This is a genomic window from Afipia sp. GW822-FHT04G07 (assembly GCF_058800765.1).
Genome location: NZ_JBXAMP010000001.1, coordinates 1,534,438 through 1,551,715, shown reverse-complemented (window position 1 = coordinate 1,551,715; position 17,278 = coordinate 1,534,438). Strand labels below are relative to the sequence as shown.

General features: G+C 59.4%; 14 protein-coding genes. 2 read left to right on the top strand and 12 right to left on the bottom strand.

From position 1 onward, the window contains the following. Nucleotides 1-22: 22 nt before the first annotated feature. Nucleotides 23-1,417 (bottom strand): ABC transporter substrate-binding protein, encoded by a 1,395-nt coding sequence (locus tag AC1RKJ_RS07665; RefSeq protein WP_492790475.1) that lies wholly within the window; start codon nt 1,415-1,417, stop codon nt 23-25. Nucleotides 1,418-1,535: 118 nt separating this feature from the next. Here AC1RKJ_RS07665 and AC1RKJ_RS07660 point away from each other — a divergent pair, with 118 nt between their 5' ends. Further along, nucleotides 1,536-2,507 (top strand): ATP-dependent 6-phosphofructokinase, encoded by a 972-nt coding sequence (locus tag AC1RKJ_RS07660; protein ID WP_492790474.1) that lies wholly within the window; start codon nt 1,536-1,538, stop codon nt 2,505-2,507. A 64-nt stretch (nt 2,508-2,571) separates the two neighbouring features. Here AC1RKJ_RS07660 and AC1RKJ_RS07655 read toward each other — a convergent pair whose 3' ends face one another. The 10 genes from AC1RKJ_RS07655 to AC1RKJ_RS07610 all read right to left on the bottom strand — a co-directional run bounded on the left by AC1RKJ_RS07655 (nt 2,572) and on the right by AC1RKJ_RS07610 (nt 14,513). Further along, nucleotides 2,572-3,261 carry a response regulator gene (locus AC1RKJ_RS07655; RefSeq protein WP_492790473.1) on the bottom strand — a complete coding sequence of 230 codons (690 nt, stop codon included), beginning with the start codon at nt 3,259-3,261 and terminating at the stop codon, nt 2,572-2,574. Further along, the gene (locus AC1RKJ_RS07650; protein WP_492790472.1) at nt 3,258-5,942 is read right to left on the bottom strand and encodes a DUF4118 domain-containing protein; all 2,685 of its coding nucleotides are present in this window, start codon (nt 5,940-5,942) and stop codon (nt 3,258-3,260) included. Before AC1RKJ_RS07650 ends, AC1RKJ_RS07655 begins: the two co-directional genes overlap by 4 nt. Nucleotides 5,943-5,965: 23 nt before the next feature. After that, on the bottom strand, nt 5,966-6,568 hold the full coding sequence (gene kdpC, locus AC1RKJ_RS07645; protein WP_492790471.1) for a potassium-transporting ATPase subunit KdpC: 603 nt from the start codon (nt 6,566-6,568) through the stop codon (nt 5,966-5,968). Between the two features lie 11 nt (nt 6,569-6,579). Further along, the gene (gene kdpB, locus AC1RKJ_RS07640) at nt 6,580-8,634 is read right to left on the bottom strand and encodes a potassium-transporting ATPase subunit KdpB (protein ID WP_492790470.1); all 2,055 of its coding nucleotides are present in this window, start codon (nt 8,632-8,634) and stop codon (nt 6,580-6,582) included. A gap of 38 nt (nt 8,635-8,672) precedes the next feature. Further along, a complete protein-coding gene (gene kdpA / locus AC1RKJ_RS07635) occupies nt 8,673-10,382 on the bottom strand; it encodes a potassium-transporting ATPase subunit KdpA (protein ID WP_492790469.1) in 1,710 nt (569 codons plus the stop codon). Nucleotides 10,383-10,409: 27 nt separating this feature from the next. After that, on the bottom strand, nt 10,410-10,496 hold the full coding sequence (gene kdpF, locus AC1RKJ_RS07630; protein ID WP_492792674.1) for a K(+)-transporting ATPase subunit F: 87 nt from the start codon (nt 10,494-10,496) through the stop codon (nt 10,410-10,412). Nucleotides 10,497-10,769: 273 nt separating this feature from the next. Beyond that, entirely contained in the window at nt 10,770-11,183 is a 414-nt protein-coding gene (locus tag AC1RKJ_RS07625; protein ID WP_492790468.1) for a hypothetical protein, read from the bottom strand. After that, the gene (locus tag AC1RKJ_RS07620; RefSeq protein WP_492790466.1) at nt 11,180-12,424 is read right to left on the bottom strand and encodes a glycosyltransferase family 4 protein; all 1,245 of its coding nucleotides are present in this window, start codon (nt 12,422-12,424) and stop codon (nt 11,180-11,182) included. Before AC1RKJ_RS07620 ends, AC1RKJ_RS07625 begins: the two co-directional genes overlap by 4 nt. Before the next feature lie 20 nt (nt 12,425-12,444). After that, a complete protein-coding gene (locus AC1RKJ_RS07615; RefSeq protein WP_492790465.1) occupies nt 12,445-13,722 on the bottom strand; it encodes a glycosyltransferase family 4 protein in 1,278 nt (425 codons plus the stop codon). After that, entirely contained in the window at nt 13,719-14,513 is a 795-nt protein-coding gene (locus AC1RKJ_RS07610; RefSeq protein WP_492790464.1) for a WecB/TagA/CpsF family glycosyltransferase, read from the bottom strand. The genes AC1RKJ_RS07615 and AC1RKJ_RS07610 overlap by 4 nt, the downstream gene beginning before the upstream one ends. A 204-nt stretch (nt 14,514-14,717) precedes the next feature. Here AC1RKJ_RS07610 and AC1RKJ_RS07605 point away from each other — a divergent pair, with 204 nt between their 5' ends. Continuing rightward, the gene (locus AC1RKJ_RS07605; RefSeq protein WP_492790463.1) at nt 14,718-15,821 is read left to right on the top strand and encodes an endo-1,4-beta-xylanase; all 1,104 of its coding nucleotides are present in this window, start codon (nt 14,718-14,720) and stop codon (nt 15,819-15,821) included. A 21-nt stretch (nt 15,822-15,842) separates the two neighbouring features. On the opposite strand, the gene AC1RKJ_RS07600 is transcribed toward AC1RKJ_RS07605, so the two are convergent. Then, nucleotides 15,843-17,276 (bottom strand): lipopolysaccharide biosynthesis protein, encoded by a 1,434-nt coding sequence (locus AC1RKJ_RS07600; protein WP_492790462.1) that lies wholly within the window; start codon nt 17,274-17,276, stop codon nt 15,843-15,845. Between the last annotated feature and the right edge of the window lie 2 nt (nt 17,277-17,278).

Genomic DNA, 17,278 nt, shown 5'->3' with positions numbered 1-17,278 from the left:
GTTGTCGCTGGCTTCGCCAAGATCAGCCACGCATCATCGGTTCGACGCGGCGCTGGGCGTCATCCAGCGCTGCCTTGACCGTCGCCTGACCGGACAGCGCCGACTGGATCGCAGTTGCCATGGTGTCGCCGATCGCCGGCCATTGCGGTACGCGCGGACGCCAATCGACATCAGTGTCGCTTTGCAAGGTCTGCATCGTGGCTTCGACGAAGTTGTCGCCGAAACCGTTCATCAGCTTGACGTAGTCCGGATCGCGCCAGATCGAGGTCCGGTTGACGCCCGAGCGTTTTGCCGGACCGGCGAAGCGATGCGCCGTTCGCGCCTGTGTCTCGGCGCTTGCAGCCCACTGGATAAACAGCCAGGTCGCTTTCTTCTTCTTTTCGGAAAGGGCTGCGTTGATCGGGAAGCCCCAGTTCCAGATCGAAGTCACCCGTTTTCCCGACGGCCCCTTGGGCCAGCGTGCATAGGCAACCTTGCCGATGACTTTCGATTTTTCGGCATTGTTGACGACCGACGCCGAGGAGTGCGCGTCGATATAGCTTGCCACCGTTCCCTGCGAGAAGGCGTCGGCAATGTCGGGCCAGTTCCAGTTGGCCGCGGCGGTCGGCGCATACTTGCGCATCACGTCAATGTACCAGGCAAGGGCCGCCTCGGCTTCGGGGCCGTTGACCGTGAGCTTTCCGCCCTTGAACCATTCGCCGCCGAATTCGCGGAAGATGGAGGGATAGATGTACATGTTCTGGCCCGCGCCGGCGACGCCGCGCAGCGCGGTACCCCAGATGCGATCATTCGGTGCGTTTAACGCGACGGCGTTGGCAACGAATGTCTGAAGGTCGTCGGCTGGCTTCAGCCCCTTCGCGTCGTAAAGATCCTTGCGATAGACCTGAATGGTGACTTCGCCGTCGTAAGGCACGCCGTAGAGCTTGCCGTCGATGCTGTCGGCGTTTCGCCAGGCCGGAATAATGTCGTCGAATTTGAACCAGTCGGCGTCGGTCAGCGATTTATCGCCAAGGTAGCTGTCGAGCGGTTCCACCCATTTGTTAGCGGCATAAAGCGAATAGTACATCGGGTCGGCAGCATGGGTTGCATAGGTCGCGGTTTTCGACGTGAGATCAATCACGCTCTTTTGGCGGATTTGCGCAGGCGGAATTTTTTCGAACCTGACATCAATGCCCGTGAGCGCCTTGAACTGCGGCGCGAGCGAAATCAGATTATCGAAATAACTCGCTGGAATAACCGCAACGGTGATGCTTTCACCTGAGGTTTGCTGCCAGTCGATTTTGGCGGATTTGTAAGGCGCGAGGTCGGCGTCCTGTGCAGAAGCCTGCCTGAGCAGAGCAGGGGCACCGATGATCAACCCTGATGCAGCGGCGGTTCCCGTCAGGAATTTTCGGCGCGTTGGCTTGTATGACTCCATATGTCGTCCTCCCTTGGCCCGGCTTTATAACCGGTTATGTTAGAACATTGGTCAAATGTTATAACATGTCAAGCTGCACTGCATCGACGCGTCACCAGTCCGAGGGTAACGTCAGGACATGAAAAGCATTGCGATTCTCACCAGCGGCGGAGATGCGCCGGGCATGAACGCCGCGATACGTGCTGCGGCGCGTAGCGCTCTCGATCAGAATATGACGGTCTATGGCATCCGCCAGGGATTTCAGGGTCTGATTGAAGATCAGATGCGCCAGCTCAATGCGCGCGACGTTGGTGGTGTCATTCATCTGGGCGGCACCTTTCTCGGAAGCGCCCGCTCCAAGGAATTTAGGGAAGAGAGCGGCCGTTCGAAAGCCATACGTAATCTTGCCCAGCGCGGGATCGACGGGCTGGTGGTGATCGGCGGTAACGGATCGCAGACCGGCTCTTACATGCTGAGTAAGCTCGGATTTCCTGTGGTGGGCATTGCATCGACGATCGACAATGATCTGTTCGGAACCGACGTCACTATCGGATGCGATACCGCGATCAACGTGACGCTCGAAGCCATCGATTATCTGCGGACCACTGGATCGTCCCACAATCGCGCGTTTCTTGTCGAGACGATGGGGCGGGATTGCGGTTACCTTGCAATGATGGCGGGCCTTGCGGGTGGTGCGGAGGTGATCTCCACTCCGGAGCTTGAAGTCTCCGCCGCTGAAATCGCGCAGCGATTGCGCGCAGCCTATGAGCGCGGCAAGACTCACGCCATCGTGGTCATCGCGGAAGGGGTCAAGGACAACTCTGCACGAATTCTTTCTTATTTCGAGAAAGACAAGCAGATGATCGGCTTCGAGTTGCGCGCAACCGTGCTGGGGCATGTCGTGCGCGGCGCTCCGCCGACCGCCGTTGACCGGTTCCTTGCGACTCGGCTGGGTGTTTGCGCCATTCAGGCTCTCAGCGAGGGCAAGTCAGGTGTACTGGTTGGTTACCAGAAGGGAAACATGACCCTCACGCCTCTGGCAGACATTGCGGGGCTCACCAAACCAATTGAACCAGGGCTTATCGAGTTAGCCCGGATCCTAGCAAAATAAGATATGAGGTTGCGGCTGTCAGACGCGGGCCGGGCGTGATTTTCCGCGATCGTTGCATTTGCAATCAAGCTTCCACGATCCTGTATCCAATGCCGGGTTCGGTCATGATGATGCGGGGATCGTCGGCTTTCGCTTCGATCTTCTGGCGTAGTTGTCCGATGTAAACCCGTAAATATTGGGTGTCGGCCGTGTGAGCAGGCCCCCAGACCGCAGTGAGAATGTGGCGGTGGGTGAGAACCTTGCCCGCGTGTTTCGCAAGAAACGACAACAGCTCGAATTCCTTCGGTGTGAGTTTGATCTCGGTCCCGCCGCGGGTAATGCGATGACGCACACTGTCGATTTCAAGATCGGCCACGGCAAGCACCGCCGTTTCATCCTTGCGCTGCATACGATGCCGGCTTGCCGTTCGCATCCGAGCCAGCAACTCGCCGACGCCGAACGGCTTGTTCACGAAATCGTCGGCGCCAAGGTCGAGCGCCTCGATTTTTTCGGTCTCACGGTCGCGAGCTGACAGCACGACAATAGGAACGTCCGACCATTCGCGAACGCTTCGAATCACATCCTTGCCGTCGCCGTCGGGCAGGCCGAGATCGAGCACCACGATGTCCGGCGCAGTGGCCGCAATCTGACGTATCGCCTCAGCGACCGTACCGGCAACCGCAATATCGTAGCCGTTGGCCTCAAGCGCCGGCCGCAAAAATCTCAGGATCGCGACTTCGTCATCGACAATAAGGACGCGCGTATTTGCCGTCATGACGCGACCTCACTAATCGGGAATTCCATTGTAATCCGTGTGCCGCGGCCCGCAGACACCGGACTTTGCGCCAAGGCGTCACCGCCATGAGCTTTCATGATGCCTTTGGCGATGGCAAGCCCGAGACCCGTACCCTGGCCCTTGTTGGTCGTGGTCTCCGACAATGTGCGGGCACTGACGAATTTTTCGAACACGCGAGGCAGAACGTCTGGCGGGATGCCGGGGCCATTGTCCTGAACAGACAATGCAAGCGTCTTTGACGAGACCTCGGCAGTGATCACAATTGTGGTTTCGTCCAGTGTGTGTTCGATGGCATTGCCGATGACATTTCCAAGCGCTTGCTCGACGAGCAAGGCATCGGCCCGAACGAGCGGCAGTTCCGTTGGGAGCTGGATTTTTAACTCCTGATGCGCCCCGCGGCGCCGCGCAGCGCTGACCACCCGATCGATGATCTCGCGCAGGTCGACCCAGTCCTCACGCAACTCGAGGGCGCCCGCGTCGATCCTCGTCATGGACAACAGGTTGCGCACCATGCCGTCGAGATGCTCGACCTCTTCCTTGATATGGCTGAGCAGGTCCGTGCGGCCTCGCGCGTCGATCTTGTCGCCGTATTCAATCAGGCTTGTCGCTGAACCGAGAATGGAGGCGAGGGGAGTGCGGAAATCATGGGAGATCGAGGCGAGTACGGTATTACGCACTCTTTCGGCTTCGATCTCCGAATTCGCGGTCACCATATCCCGCGACAGCATCGCGCGCTCGACCGCAGCGGCGGCCTGCTCGGCAAGCGTGTCGAACAATACGCGTGTTTCCGAGTCCATCGCGCGCTGGTCTTCGACAACGATGCCGACGACACCGAGCGAGCGCTGCGACGCTCGCATCGGGACAAAGAACCACGGTACAAGAGGCAGCGTCGATGTGTTCCGTCCGGCGGGTTCGCCGTGCTCGAATGCCCAACGCGCCGCTGAGAGGGAAGCGGTATCGAGCGTATCTTCCGGAGGCCATGCCGCGACGACGTTCAACCCATCGTCTCTCTCGAGCAGGATGATTGCCGGTTTTCCGAGGCTGCCGTGAATTTCGCTGACCGCACCCTCGGCAATTTCATCGACGCTGGCGAGGCCGGACAGTCTGCGGGTGAACTCGTAAAGCCGGCGCGTGGCGCGGATGCGACCGGCGGCATTGCTCGCTTGGGTTTTGACGCGGCCGGCCAGTGCAGAGGTGGTTACGGCGACCGCGAGAAAGATGACCAGTGCCAAAAGTTCGTATGGTTCGGCAACGGTCAAATTATAGAGCGGTTCTATAAAGAAGAAATTGTATGCCAGAAACGACAGCAGCGACGCATAGATCGCAGGGCGGATACCGAACGTGACGGCGGGAAGCAGCACAGCCACAAGAAAGATCATCGACAGATTCGGCAACGGCGTCAGCGACGTTAATCCGCGTCCGATCAGTGCGGCCGCACCGACGCCGACAGAGGACCAGATATAGGGCATCGGATCAAAGGACAGATGCTGCCAGGACGGCGACCATGATCGTCGCGGCGCGGACGAGGTGTTTCCGGTCACGACATGAACAGCGATGCCTTCCGCGCGCCTGATAATCTCCAATTGCAAGGAATTGCGGAATAGCTCTGTGAGAAAGCGTGGACGCGCGCGGCCTATGACAATCTGGGTTACATTCTCAAAGCGGCAAAAGCGTAGAATTTCGTCGGGCAGATCGTTTCCGATCAGGGTCTTCGTTTCGCCGCCAAGCGTCTCTGCAAGCCGGATCGCGTCGTCGATACGCCTGCGGGCGTCGTCGGCGAGCGGGCGGCCAGGCCGCTCCACGGTCACGGCGATCCACGGCGCGTCCATCAAATCGGCCAGCCGTTTTGCGGTACGCACAATCGTTTCCGCGGCGGCTTCAGGCCCAATGCAGGCAACGATCCGTTCTCCCGCAGCCCACGGCCCTTCAATGGCGTGCGCCTGCATACGGGAGACGAGATGCGCGTCCACCCGTTCGGCGGCCCGACGCAATGCCAATTCGCGAAGCGCTGTCAGATTTTGCGGCTTGAAGAAGCTTTCGACAGCGCGCGCGGCGGTGTCCTGGACATAGATTTTGCCCTCTGCAAGCCGTTTCAGGAGTTCGTCCGGCGGGAAATCCACCAGCACGAGCTCATCGGCTTTGTCGAAAACGGTATCCGGCACGGTCTCGCGCACGCGAACCTTGGTAATTTTCTGGATGACGTCGTTGAGGCCTTCGAGATGCTGAATGTTCAGCGTGGTCCAGACGTCGATGCCCTGGTCCAGTAGTTCATCGATGTCCTGCCAGCGTTTCGGATGTCGGCTGCCGGGGACGTTGGTATGCGCGTATTCATCGACCAGCAACAGGGCCGGCTTGCGCGCCAGCGCGGCATCAAGATCGAATTCCTTGATCACCTGGTTGCGATAAACGATGGGTTTCCGGGGCAGAGTCTCGAGATTGGCGATGAGTGCCTCGGTCTCGCGACGGCCATGGGTCTCGACCAACCCGGCGACAACGTCATGCCCTTCGTCCTGCGCGGCGCGCGCGGCAGATAACATTGCATAGGTTTTCCCGACGCCGGGTGCCGCGCCAAGAAATATCTTGAGGCGCCCGCGCGACTCCCTGTTAGCGAGGGCGAGCAAGGCGTCGGGAGAAGCTCTGGCGTCGGATCTGGCGGGCATGGTTGTCCTTATGCCCTTCGATATTAGGGCTGAATTACCTCAAGCGCGAGGTTAAGTCCGAGAACATTGACGCGCGGTTCACCAAAAATGCCCAGCGTCCGTCCTTCCGTCCGGGCGTCGACGAGATCCCGGATCTGTTGTTCTGACAGTCCGCGTGCCTTGGCGACCCGTGGAATCTGGCTCTTCGCATTGGCCGGCGAGATGTGCGGGTCCAGCCCGCTGGCGGACGTCGTGACGCTGTCGGCCGGCACCGGACCGCGGATGCCGTCTGCGCGCAGCTTCTCGATATCGCCCTTGACGCGGTCGACGAGCTTTTGCGATGTCGGCCCCAAGTTCGAACCGCTGGAGTTGGCGGCGTTGTAGGGCGCGTCGATTGTCTTGCTTGAATCGGCGGGATCGGGGGCGCTGGTGGCCGAGGGTCGGCCGTGGAAATATTTTGCGTCCGCGAAGTTCTGCCCGATCAAACTGGAGCCGACGACCTTGCCGCCTTTCTCGATCAGGCTGCCGTTCGCCATTCGCGGCATCGTGGCCTGTGCGATGCCGGTGATTGCGAGAGGGTAGGCGAGGCCGGTCAGGGCGACGAAAAGCGCCAACAGGACGATGGCGGGGCGAAGATGCGTGAACATGACAACCTCCTTCAGGCCAGATGCAATGCGTTGACGATGATATCGACGATCTTGATGCCGATGAACGGCACGATCAGTCCGCCCAGGCCATAGACTACAAGATTGCGCCGCAGCAGCGCGGCGGCCCCGACCGGTCGATAAGAAACGCCCTTCAGCGCCAGCGGGATCAGCACCACGATGATCAGCGCGTTGAAGATAACGGCCGACAGGATAGCGCTTTGCGGCGTCCCGAGCTGCATGATGTTGATGGCGCTCAACTCGGGATAGGTTGCAATAAAGAGAGCCGGGATGATCGCGAAATACTTTGCGACATCGTTCGCGATGGAAAACGTCGTCAGCGATCCCCGTGTCATCAGAAGCTGTTTGCCGATACCGACAACTTCGATCAGTTTTGTCGGATTGGAGTCGAGATCGACCATGTTGCCGGCTTCGCGCGCAGCCTGTGTGCCGGTCTGCATCGCGACGCCGACGTCGGCTTGCGCAAGGGCAGGCGCGTCATTGGTGCCGTCGCCGCACATGGCGATCAACCGGCCCTTGGATTGTTCCTCGCGAATGTAGCGCAATTTGTCTTCCGGCGTCGCTTCCGCAATGAAATCGTCAACACCGGCCTCCGAAGCGATTGCCGCGGCCGTGACCGGGTTGTCGCCCGTCACCATCACGGTGCGGATTCCCATCCGCCGCAGTTCGGCAAAGCGCTCCTTGATGTCTGGTTTGACGACGTCTTTCAGATGGATCACGCCAAGCAGGCGATCGCCGTCGACAAGCCCGAGCGGCGTTCCGCCGGACCGGGCGATCCGGTCATAGGCGCTGCGGAATGCAGCAGGCTCCTGCTGGTCGTGGCTTCCGCTGTCGCGCGCAAATTTCAACACCGCGTCGATAGCGCCCTTGCGTAGGCGGCGTGACCCGGTATCCATGCCGGACAATCGTGTAGTTGCGGAGAATTCCACAAAGACTGCGTCGGCTGGCTGCTGATGTGTAGCGATGCCATACTTTTCCTTCGTGAGCGCGATGATCGAACGGCCTTCTGCTGTCTCGTCGGCGAGGCTGGCCATCATGGCGGCTTCCGCAGCCTCCCGTTCGGTCACGCCTGCAACCGGGATAATTTCGCTGGCCAGACGATTGCCGAAAGTAATGGTCCCGGTTTTGTCGAGCAGCAGCGTGTCGACGTCGCCGGCCGCCTCGACGGCGCGTCCGGACATTGCCAGCACGTTGAACTTCAGCAGACGGTCCATTCCGGCGATGCCGATCGCCGACAGCAGGCCGCCAATCGTGGTTGGGATCAGGGTGACGAGCAACGCCGTCAGCACCGTGATCGAAAGCACGGTGCCGGAATAGCTGGCCAGGGGCCACAGCGTGACGACGGCGATGAGGAAGATCAGCGTCATGCCAGACAACAGGATGGAAAGGGCGAGTTCGTTCGGAGTTTTCTGCCGTGCAGCGCCTTCGACCAGCGCGATCATCCGGTCGAGGAATGACGAGCCGGGCGCCGACGTGACGCGAATGACGAGCCAGTCGGAGATGACGGTTGTGCCGCCGGTGACGGCGGAGCGGTCGCCACCGGATTCGCGGATGACCGGCGCAGACTCGCCTGTCACCGCAGCTTCGTTAACCGATGCGATGCCTTCAACAATCTCGCCGTCGATGGGAATGATCTCGCCGGCGTCGACCCGTACCAGATCCCCGACTTCGAGATCGGATGCGGTGACACCTTCGTAAAGCTCGTTATTTCCGGTCATCAGAATTCGCTTTGCCCGCGTTTCCGTCCGGGTCTGCCGGAGTGTATCGGCCTGAGCGCGGCCACGGCCTTCAGCGATGGCCTCGGCAAAATTGGCGAATAGTACGGTGAACCAGAGCCATGCCGCGATCTGGCCGCTGAACAACGCGGGTTGGCCATGGAACAGATCGTTGGCAAAGGTGATGGTAACGACCGCTGCGACGACCTCGGTCACGAAAATGACCGGGTTCTTCATCAGGTGCCGCGGGTTGAGCTTCCGGAATGCGTCAGCGATCGCACGCATCATCAAGGCGGGATCGGCGATTGCGGTTTGCTGTGTCTTGCGTGTCATTGCGATCAACTTTCATTCGAAATTGCAATGGTTACAGTTCAGAACGTCTTGCCCGCGAGCATCTGGAAGTGCTCGACGATGGGGCCAAGCGCCAGCGCAGGGAAGAATTCAAGTCCCGCGACAATCAGGATCGTGCCGATCAAGAGAGCGACAAACAGCGCGGTATGGGTCGGAAAGGTACCCTCGGACGCTGGCGCCTTGATCTTGCCGATCAGCGAACCGGCAATCGCCATCGCCGGCACGACGTAAGCGAACCGCCCAAGCAGCATCGCAAGGCCGAGCGTGACGTTATACCAGGGCGTGTTGGCACTGAGTCCGGCGAAAGCTGAGCCGTTGTTCCCTGTCGCCGATGAATAAGCGTAGAGGATTTCCGACAAGCCATGCGGACCGCTGTTGGCGAGGCTGGCGAGAGCAGTGGGTAATACCGCTGCGATCGCAGCGAAACCAAGAATCGACAGCGGCAGGATCAGCAGCGCCAGCATGGCGAGCTTCACTTCCTTGGCCTCTATCTTTTTGCCAAGATATTCCGGCGTGCGGCCCACCATCAGACCCGCGATGAACACGGCGACGATCGCGAACACCAGCATGCCGTAGAGCCCGGAGCCGACACCACCCGGCAATACTTCGCCAAGCTGCATCATGACGAGCGGCATCAATCCGCCGAGCGGCGTGAATGAATCGTGCATCGCGTTGACGGCGCCACAGGAAAGACCCGTGGTAATCACGGCATAGAGCGCGGACATGGCCGTGCCGAAACGAACCTCTTTGCCCTCTATGTTGCCGGCGGATGGGTCGACATTCAGCGAGGTGAGTAGCGGATTTCCTGCGGCTTCAGCCCAGTAAGCAACGATGACACCTGCGATCAGGATCGTCAGCATGGCTGCAAGCAAAGCCCATCCTTGTCGCGTATCGCCAACCATGCGGCCGAATGCGTATGGGAGAGCGGCCGGGATCACCAGCATCGCCCAGATTGAAATCACATTGCTGATCGCGCTCGCGTTCTCGAAAGGGTGCGCCGCGTTGACGTTGAAAAAGCCACCGCCGTTGGTGCCAAGCTGCTTGATGGCTTCCTGGCTGGCGACCGGGCCAAGCGCGATGGTCTGCTTGATGCCCTCAAGTGTTGTCGCATCAACGGAGCCCAGCAGCGTCTGCGGCAGGCCGGTTGCGATATAGGCGAGGGCAACGACAGCCGATAGCGGCAACAGCACGTAAAGAGTCGCGCGCGTTAGATCCGCCCAGAAATTGCCGACGGTCGAACTTCCCGAACGGGCCAGCGCGCGCACGAACACCAGCGCCAACGCAATGCCGGTTGCCGCGGACAGAAAGTTCTGCACCGTCAACCCTGCCATCTGCACCAAATGGCTCATGGTGGTCTCGCCACCATAGGCCTGCCAGTTTGTATTGGTGACGAAGCTGGTCGCGGTATTGAAAGCCAGATCTGGCGGGACCGCGGAGAATTCCTGCGGATTGAGCGGGAGCACGCCTTGGAGACGCAGTAAGGCGTAAAGAAACATGAAGCCGGCCGCGTTAAACACCAGCATCGCGACGGTGTAACCGCGCCAGGACTGTTCACGCGACGGATCGACGCCGGCGAGGCGGTAGAAGCCGTTTTCAACGGGGCCAATAACGGGCGACAAAATCGTCCGGCCGCCGCTGAAGACCTGCGCCATGTAGACCCCAAGCGGCTTCACGCACAACAATACCAGAATGAAAATGGCGGCGATCTGAGTCCAGCCGATTAATGTCATGACAAAAGTCCTCGCAAGCATGCGTCGTTAAAATCGCTCCGGGCGGAGCAATGTGATGAGCAGATAGATGCCGAGCGCGACAGCGACGGCGAGGCCAAGGAGGGGTTCAATCATGACAGCCTCCTACAGTCGCTCGGTCGCGGCTGCGTAGAGGATCATGGATGCGAAGAACGCGAGCCCGAGGCCCAGGTACAGAAAGTCCAGCATGGTCGTCTCCCGGTGAGATGGAGCAGGACCAGAGCTAGAGCGCCTGACATAAAGGATCGATTGGGAATGAGGCTTGAGATCGTAAGGATCGTATAAAGATGCGGGCGCGTCGCATTGCGAGGCGAAAAGCCTAGATTTCTCTTATGGTTACGGATCTGACGAAAATTGACGATCGGACATTCAGGACAACGAGTTACCCTTTATCTTCCGGCACGGCGTTGATCCCGTCGATGAGAATTGCACGATACGTGCGACCGAGGGCGTCTGACGCAAATCCTTGCGGGACAGGAATCGCAGGGTGCCTCGCGGATTGGCATCGCAGAAAGCTGAAAGCGTGCCAGCAGTTGCCGCGACATTATCCTGCTTCGGAATCACGGCGATGCCGCCATCCTTCAAAATGTACGCGTCCTTGACGTTCGACATACGGGTCGTCGCCAGACATGTCTTGAACAGGCCTTGATAAGTCTGCGGTGGCTGCGGGAGATCGCCCTCGACGCCGCCCAGCAGATAGTCACGACTCTTGCTGCAGCTTTCGGCATGGGCGGGGGCAGTGATGAACCCGATCAAGACGAGGCTCGCGGCGAGTGCTTTCATCTCACAAGCCCCGCCGAAGCCGCGGTCCAGGGAATGCCTTCCTCCCGCCGCGCCTGATTTTGGGTGGAATGCCGATTTGATGCCCTGAAAATCGCGCGCTCGCCAGACCGCGGCAGACCGTAAGTTTCGGCGGCGCAGCGTTCCCATGACAGCGCGCGTGCATGCGCTGATGCGCCTGCGGCGAGAATCGAGCGCGTATCACTGTCTTCAACAATTTCCGTAATGGCGTGCGCGATAGATTCGGGTGCGGGTTCAACGAGAAGTCCCGTTTCATCGTCAATCACCGCGTCGGGAACGCCGCCGATGGCGGTTGCGACGCTTGGCAGGCCGCCAGCACCGGCTTCGAGATAGACAAGACCGAAACCTTCCACCCGCCCGGACGAATCCGGCACGCCGGTCAGGCAAAAGAAATCACTGGCGCCATAGATGTCGCGGATGGCTTCATTTGGCAGCGAGCCCAGAAGATGGACGTCGCAACCCGACGTGTCGACCATATCGCGTAGTTCCTCGACATAGTCCGGTTCGCCATTCGGGCCAATGACCAGCCATGTGATGCGCTTCCGTAACTGTTCCGGCAGGAGGGCAAGCGCTGCGAATGTCATATGGTGCCCCTTGCGGCGTGTGAGCCGGGCAACCGTGACCATGACGATCTTGTCCGCTCCGATGCCGTAGGCTTTGCGGGTCGCCTCCCGGGCGTTAGGCGGACCGAACCAGAAGTCCGATACGCCAAGCGGGATCGCACTGATCCGCTGGGGCGTGATGGCAAAACGGCTGTGAAAAAGATCACGCGTATAGCGGCTGTTCGCAGCCACCTCCATCCGCGGTCCAAAAACACCCGCGGTGCGGATCGCAAGACGCTTGAGCGGTGTCTGCGTCTCGTTGATTTCGGTGCCATGAACGGTCATCAGCAGACGAGCTCGCGTCCGACGTCGCGACAGAGCCAGCGGAATGAAAAACGGCCAATCCGCGGCATGAACGATGTCGTAATCGTCCACGCTCAGGCGATTGCGCGCGAGAAGAATCTTGGATGGCAGATTCCGCATCGAATGGAGACCGCCGCGAAACCGTTGAAGCTCGAAAGGAAGCGATCCGTCTTCGGCCGGAGCATTCTTCGAATAGTCCGGAGCAAGAACCGTCATTTTTGCGCCGAGGCCGGCGGCGGCGGCGGCGATCTCGCGTGCGTAGGTGCCGATCCCGCCGGTCGCGGGAGCGAACTCGCTTGTGAGCATCAGAATATTCATGGAGCTTCCCCAATAGCCGTTCAGTGGGTCTGCGGATTGACGATCATACCCCGCGTATTCTGGATTTCCTGATGGTAGCGGAAGACCCGCGCAAGCTGCGTTCCTGGCGTGAAGCTCTTGATTCCCGCTGCGATACGTGACGAATCCATCTCGCCGTTGGCGATGGCGTCGCGGACGTTGATGAAGCGGTGAGCGAGACGTTCCACCATGTCGGATCTCGAATCGCTACGTCGCACCAGATAACCACCTTCGCCGTCGCGAATAACGGCCTCGAGCTGAGGCAGGTGCATGGCGACAACGGGGCGCCCGACGGCCAGCGTTTCAAGAACGAAGCGCGGCATTCCCTCGAATTCCGAGGTCAGAATCCCAACATGCGAACTGGCCAATGTCGTTGCCATGCCGGCAGCGTCCTTGAATCCATGTCGAATGGTGTTGTTTTCGATCGCCGCGAATTCGGCGAACCGGTGCGGGTCGCTGGTCCCTATATAGTGAAACTCGACCTTTTCCTGCATGAGTTGCTGCAGCCGCCCGATGGTTTGGAACATCAGCGGCGGGTCCTTGAACTCATCAAGGCGGCCCGCAAAGACAATGCGGAACGTCGTTGTGTCACGGGACAGTGGCTGTGGCTTGAATATCTCCGTGTTGACCCAGGTCCACAGCGTATCGATTTTTTCCTTCTGCCGCGGATAAGTCTTCTGAAGCCGCTCGGTGATGTACGGGTTCACGCAAAGAAATTTGGAGCTCGTCGCCATGGCAAAGCGCTCACCGGCATTGTGGACAAACGAGTATTTTTGCAGCAACGAGTCCATCCGCAGCTTCGGCGCACCTTCACCATGCAGCATCTGGACGAAGGGCAGTCTAAGAACGGCAGGCAGCCAGGAGAATTCCACGCGGCGCAAGTCGATCGAGCAGCGGCGTGCACGGATCAGCTTCGCGATAGTGCCGAAGTTGCGCAGCAGTGCCATGAAAAACTGCCCTGTCAGTGAAGTTCGGATGGTGCGAGCAGCTTCGCGCGCCTGCTGATCTGAATAGTGTAAGATCGGAAGGAAATCGAAGGTCCGGCCTCGAAAGATGAGCTTGTGAATCTCGCCAAGTTTCAGGTCCCCCGCTGAGTCCACTCCGATGAACAGCAGATCGGTGTCGTTAGGATGAAAAGTGATGAAATCCCTGATGTAGGTCTCAAGGCCGCCAACCTTCTCGCCGCGCGGATCGAACGGGTGGATCAGGCAGATTTGATAACGCCGCTCGACGCGACCCGCATTTCTGGCCCGCTGCGCAAGTGTCAGTATTGATGTCATGCCGCTTTCCTTATTCGTGCTGTTACGATTTGCGGAATGCTGCGAGCGACCAGCCCGGGGACAATCGCCATGCATCGTGCATAACGCGGTCCCAGCCGGCGCGGATTGCGCAGCATTCGCCATGCCCATTCGAGGCCTATCTTCTGCGTGATCGCCGGGGCGCGATCCTGTGTGTGGGCGATAAAGTCGAGGGCAGCGCCGATACAGAGCAACCCGACGCCAGGAAGTTCATCGAGACAGCGCGCCGCGAAAATTTCCTGCCGAGGCGCACCTAACGCAACGAAGCAGAGTCTTGCGCCGGATGCCCGGATCTCGTCGATCGCACGGTCGGCCTCTTGGGAGTAGGGATCAAATTTGGCGTTCGGCGAGAACCACCCAACGACTTCAAGCCCTTTGAATCTTTCAGACAATCGGCGGGTTGTTCTGTGAAGGGTGAGATTGTTGGAGCCAAGAAAGAAAACGGGGATCCCGTTTCGTCCGGCCTGCTCGCAAAGCGGCTCGACAAGGTCGGCGCCGGTTGTTCTCTCGATTTGCGCTCCGGCGAGACGACCTAGAATAACGATCGGAAACCCATCGGCTGTAACGAATCGCGCTCGACGATAGGCCGCGCGAAAGTCAGGTCGTTGTTGCAGTTGCGCAACGTGATCGAGGTTGAGCGTACAGACGCTGAAGCCGTCACCCGATCTCGCTGCCGATACGATTGATGATACGGCCGCTGGCATCGATAGAACGTTGATGGCGATGCCATCGACGATGAGGTTGTCCGGCTGTCGCATCTGCGAGTCCAGCATGTCGATCTCCTGACATTGTGGTCGAGGTACGCGTGCACAAAAACAAGGTGCCCTTCGTTGATGACGATGGACCGACGCACTCGAAGATTTAATTCTTCGAAACGATGACGTCACGAAATCGCACCATTGCGACGCAACGATGGCGTCTGGCTCACTTAGTTCAGCGACGGCGAGACAAAATTATTCTTTCAAAGGAGGTCTGCCATGCATGTGGCGTGTTCACGGCGACAAGCACTTGCGGTTCTTGCTGGCGCGAGTGTTGCATCTAGCCGAGTGACGTTTGCGGCTAGCGCAAATGAAAGTCTTGGCGCAATTGCGGCGGCGAATGGATTCGTGTTCGGCGCGGCCGCAGGGCCCGTGATCGATAAGGATCTTGCGTACCGGGAACTCTATACAACGCACACTAGGATTGTGACGACAGACGTCGCCATGAAAATGGGCACGATTGCGCCACAACCGGGACCGAAGCGTTTCGAAAGCGCGGACCGCCTGCTGCGATTCTGTGCAAGCAACAAGATCCCGATGCGCGGCCATTGTCTCATTTGGAACGAGTGGGTTCCATCATGGGTGAAGAGCATGACGACCGCAGAGCGGCAGACATTTTTCGACGGCTATATCGAAGAGGTGGTCGGCCGCTATGCGGGCAAGCTGCATTCTTGGGATATTGTGAATGAGCCATTCTGGCCGGGGCACAAGGCGCCGGGTGGTTATCGGCTGGGTCCGTGGTACGACACATTCGGAACAGGTTACGTGCGGCGCGCGTTCGAACGTGCGGCGTTGGCCGACAAGAAAACAAAATTTGTCCTCAACGAAGCTCAGACCGAGCGCGACGATGATGTCGGACGTACGGTTCGCAAAGGCCTGCTCCGCTTGGTCGATGAACTACAAGACGCCGGCGTGCCGCTCCATGCCGTCGGGTTGCAGGGACATCTTCAACCGCGCTATCCGCACGATCCCGCACGGTTCGCGGATTTCGTCCATACGCTCGCCGAGCGTAAGGTCGATATCTATATTACCGAGTTCGATGTTCGAGACGATACGTTTCCGGATGATATTCCGAGCCGCGACGCAATGATTGCCGAAACTGCCGAAAAATTCCTCAACACCGTGTTGCAGATCCCTGCCGTCAAGGTCGTGATCGCCTGGGAGCTTGCCGATAACTATTCGTTCTATACGGATGCGGCCAAGAAGAAGAACCCGCTTGCCGAGCGGCTTCCGCGGCCGCTGCCCTTCGACGATGCAAACCAGAAGAAGCCGCTCTGGTACGCGATGGCGCGCGCGTTCAAGAACAACGCGAGAAAGGTGTAGCCGTCGAAAACCCGGTCGCCATCACGTTTGCTGCGGCCGGGCGCGGCGCAGCTTCAACATGGACGGCGCATAAAGCACGGCGAGTATCGCCATATAGGTCGCCGCGCCCATGGCAATGTGCGCGGTGAGCGCGACGAAGTTGGCAGCGTTCGGCAGAATCCGCAAAACAGCGCCCATCCCGACGGTTGCAAGTGCGATGCGGACCAGATGACCCAGCGGCAGCGTCAATCCGAACTGCGAGAATCCGATCGTGAAGCTCGCAATCGCTGCGGCTGAAGCGGCGACGACGGTCGCAACGGCCCCGCCAACGATGCCCCAATACCAGATGCAGATAAAGCTGAGGATGACGGTCACTATGGCATCTATGCTCGCGACCACTATCAGCAGGCGGGTCCGGCTGTGCAGGAGAAATACCTGATCGCCGAAATGTGCGCGCAGATTGCGGATAGCGCCGGCCAGAACGGACAACGGCAGAACCGCCAATGTCACCTGCTGAAATGGCGCTGCGATTAGCAGATGGACGATCTCGGCGCGCAGCATGAATATTCCCACGATGCTTGGCGCCAGAATAGCAATGAGAAGCGCACTGTTGTCTGCGAGCTGCCGCATCGCGGCCTTGCTGCCGCTGTCCTCCATGCGCTTGACCGCGATCGGGAATGCCGCAGCCGTGACGAGCATTGCCGCGACAGCCGCCGCCCGCTGTCCGAGACCGTAGCCAACCGCGAACAAGCCGGCAGCAGCAACGCCCAGCATGTCGTTGACGATGAAGCGAGAGGCGTTGAGGCCAACCCAGCCCAACGCACCGCCGATAATGATCGGAATGCCGTAATGCAGCGCGTGCCTGACAATCGAACGATCGATCGGCCATAACCGCCAGCCATAGCCGATTTTCGGCAGCACGATAAGGATGGCGACCAGCTGCGCGATGGCGTAACCCACCAGCGGCCATTCAGGATCCTGACCGAGCAGTTTAATCAGGATCAGGCCAATGATGAACCCGATCGCCGGCCCGACAACCTGCTGGATCGAGTAGACGGCGATCTGCTGCTGCACACGGGCGCGTTCGCCGATGTAAAGATTGAATGAGCGGGTGATAATGTAGGCGACGGTTGCAATGAGCAGTCCGGCATTTGCATCCGGCGCAATCACCAGAATCAGAATACCGATGATGGCCGCGCTCTGGATCGCGATCGAGGCGAGCAAAACGGCGCTTTCTGTCCGGCGAAAGCGTTGCGCATCGTCGCCGCTCTGAAAGCGTCCAAAGAATCGCAATGCGTATTGCGACCACCACGCAAGAAAGCCGATCTGCAGGAGTTCATGCGTGGCTGTAATCAGCGTAATGACGCCGAGGGTATGCTCGCTGACGACATGGGTCCAGACCACCATGGCGATCAACTGGAACAGCGGGCCGACGATCTGCGCCGGCATATAAAGAAGTGTGTGGCGCAACAGCATGG

Coding starts and splice junctions, on each gene's coding strand:
- AC1RKJ_RS07605 (WP_492790463.1), top strand. CDS start 14,718: ATGCATGTGGCGTGTTCACGGCGACAAGCACTTGCGGTTCTTGCTGGC.
- AC1RKJ_RS07600 (WP_492790462.1), bottom strand. CDS start 17,276: ATGCTGTTGCGCCACACACTTCTTTATATGCCGGCGCAGATCGTCGGC.
- AC1RKJ_RS07650 (WP_492790472.1), bottom strand. CDS start 5,942: ATGCCCGCCAGATCCGACGCCAGAGCTTCTCCCGACGCCTTGCTCGCC.
- AC1RKJ_RS07655 (WP_492790473.1), bottom strand. CDS start 3,261: ATGACGGCAAATACGCGCGTCCTTATTGTCGATGACGAAGTCGCGATC.
- AC1RKJ_RS07625 (WP_492790468.1), bottom strand. CDS start 11,183: ATGAAAGCACTCGCCGCGAGCCTCGTCTTGATCGGGTTCATCACTGCC.
- AC1RKJ_RS07665 (WP_492790475.1), bottom strand. CDS start 1,417: ATGGAGTCATACAAGCCAACGCGCCGAAAATTCCTGACGGGAACCGCC.
- AC1RKJ_RS07610 (WP_492790464.1), bottom strand. CDS start 14,513: ATGCTGGACTCGCAGATGCGACAGCCGGACAACCTCATCGTCGATGGC.
- kdpF (WP_492792674.1), bottom strand. CDS start 10,496: ATGATTGAACCCCTCCTTGGCCTCGCCGTCGCTGTCGCGCTCGGCATC.
- kdpA (WP_492790469.1), bottom strand. CDS start 10,382: ATGACATTAATCGGCTGGACTCAGATCGCCGCCATTTTCATTCTGGTA.
- AC1RKJ_RS07615 (WP_492790465.1), bottom strand. CDS start 13,722: ATGACATCAATACTGACACTTGCGCAGCGGGCCAGAAATGCGGGTCGC.
- kdpC (WP_492790471.1), bottom strand. CDS start 6,568: ATGTTCACGCATCTTCGCCCCGCCATCGTCCTGTTGGCGCTTTTCGTC.
- AC1RKJ_RS07660 (WP_492790474.1), top strand. CDS start 1,536: ATGAAAAGCATTGCGATTCTCACCAGCGGCGGAGATGCGCCGGGCATG.
- kdpB (WP_492790470.1), bottom strand. CDS start 8,634: ATGACACGCAAGACACAGCAAACCGCAATCGCCGATCCCGCCTTGATG.
- AC1RKJ_RS07620 (WP_492790466.1), bottom strand. CDS start 12,424: ATGAATATTCTGATGCTCACAAGCGAGTTCGCTCCCGCGACCGGCGGG.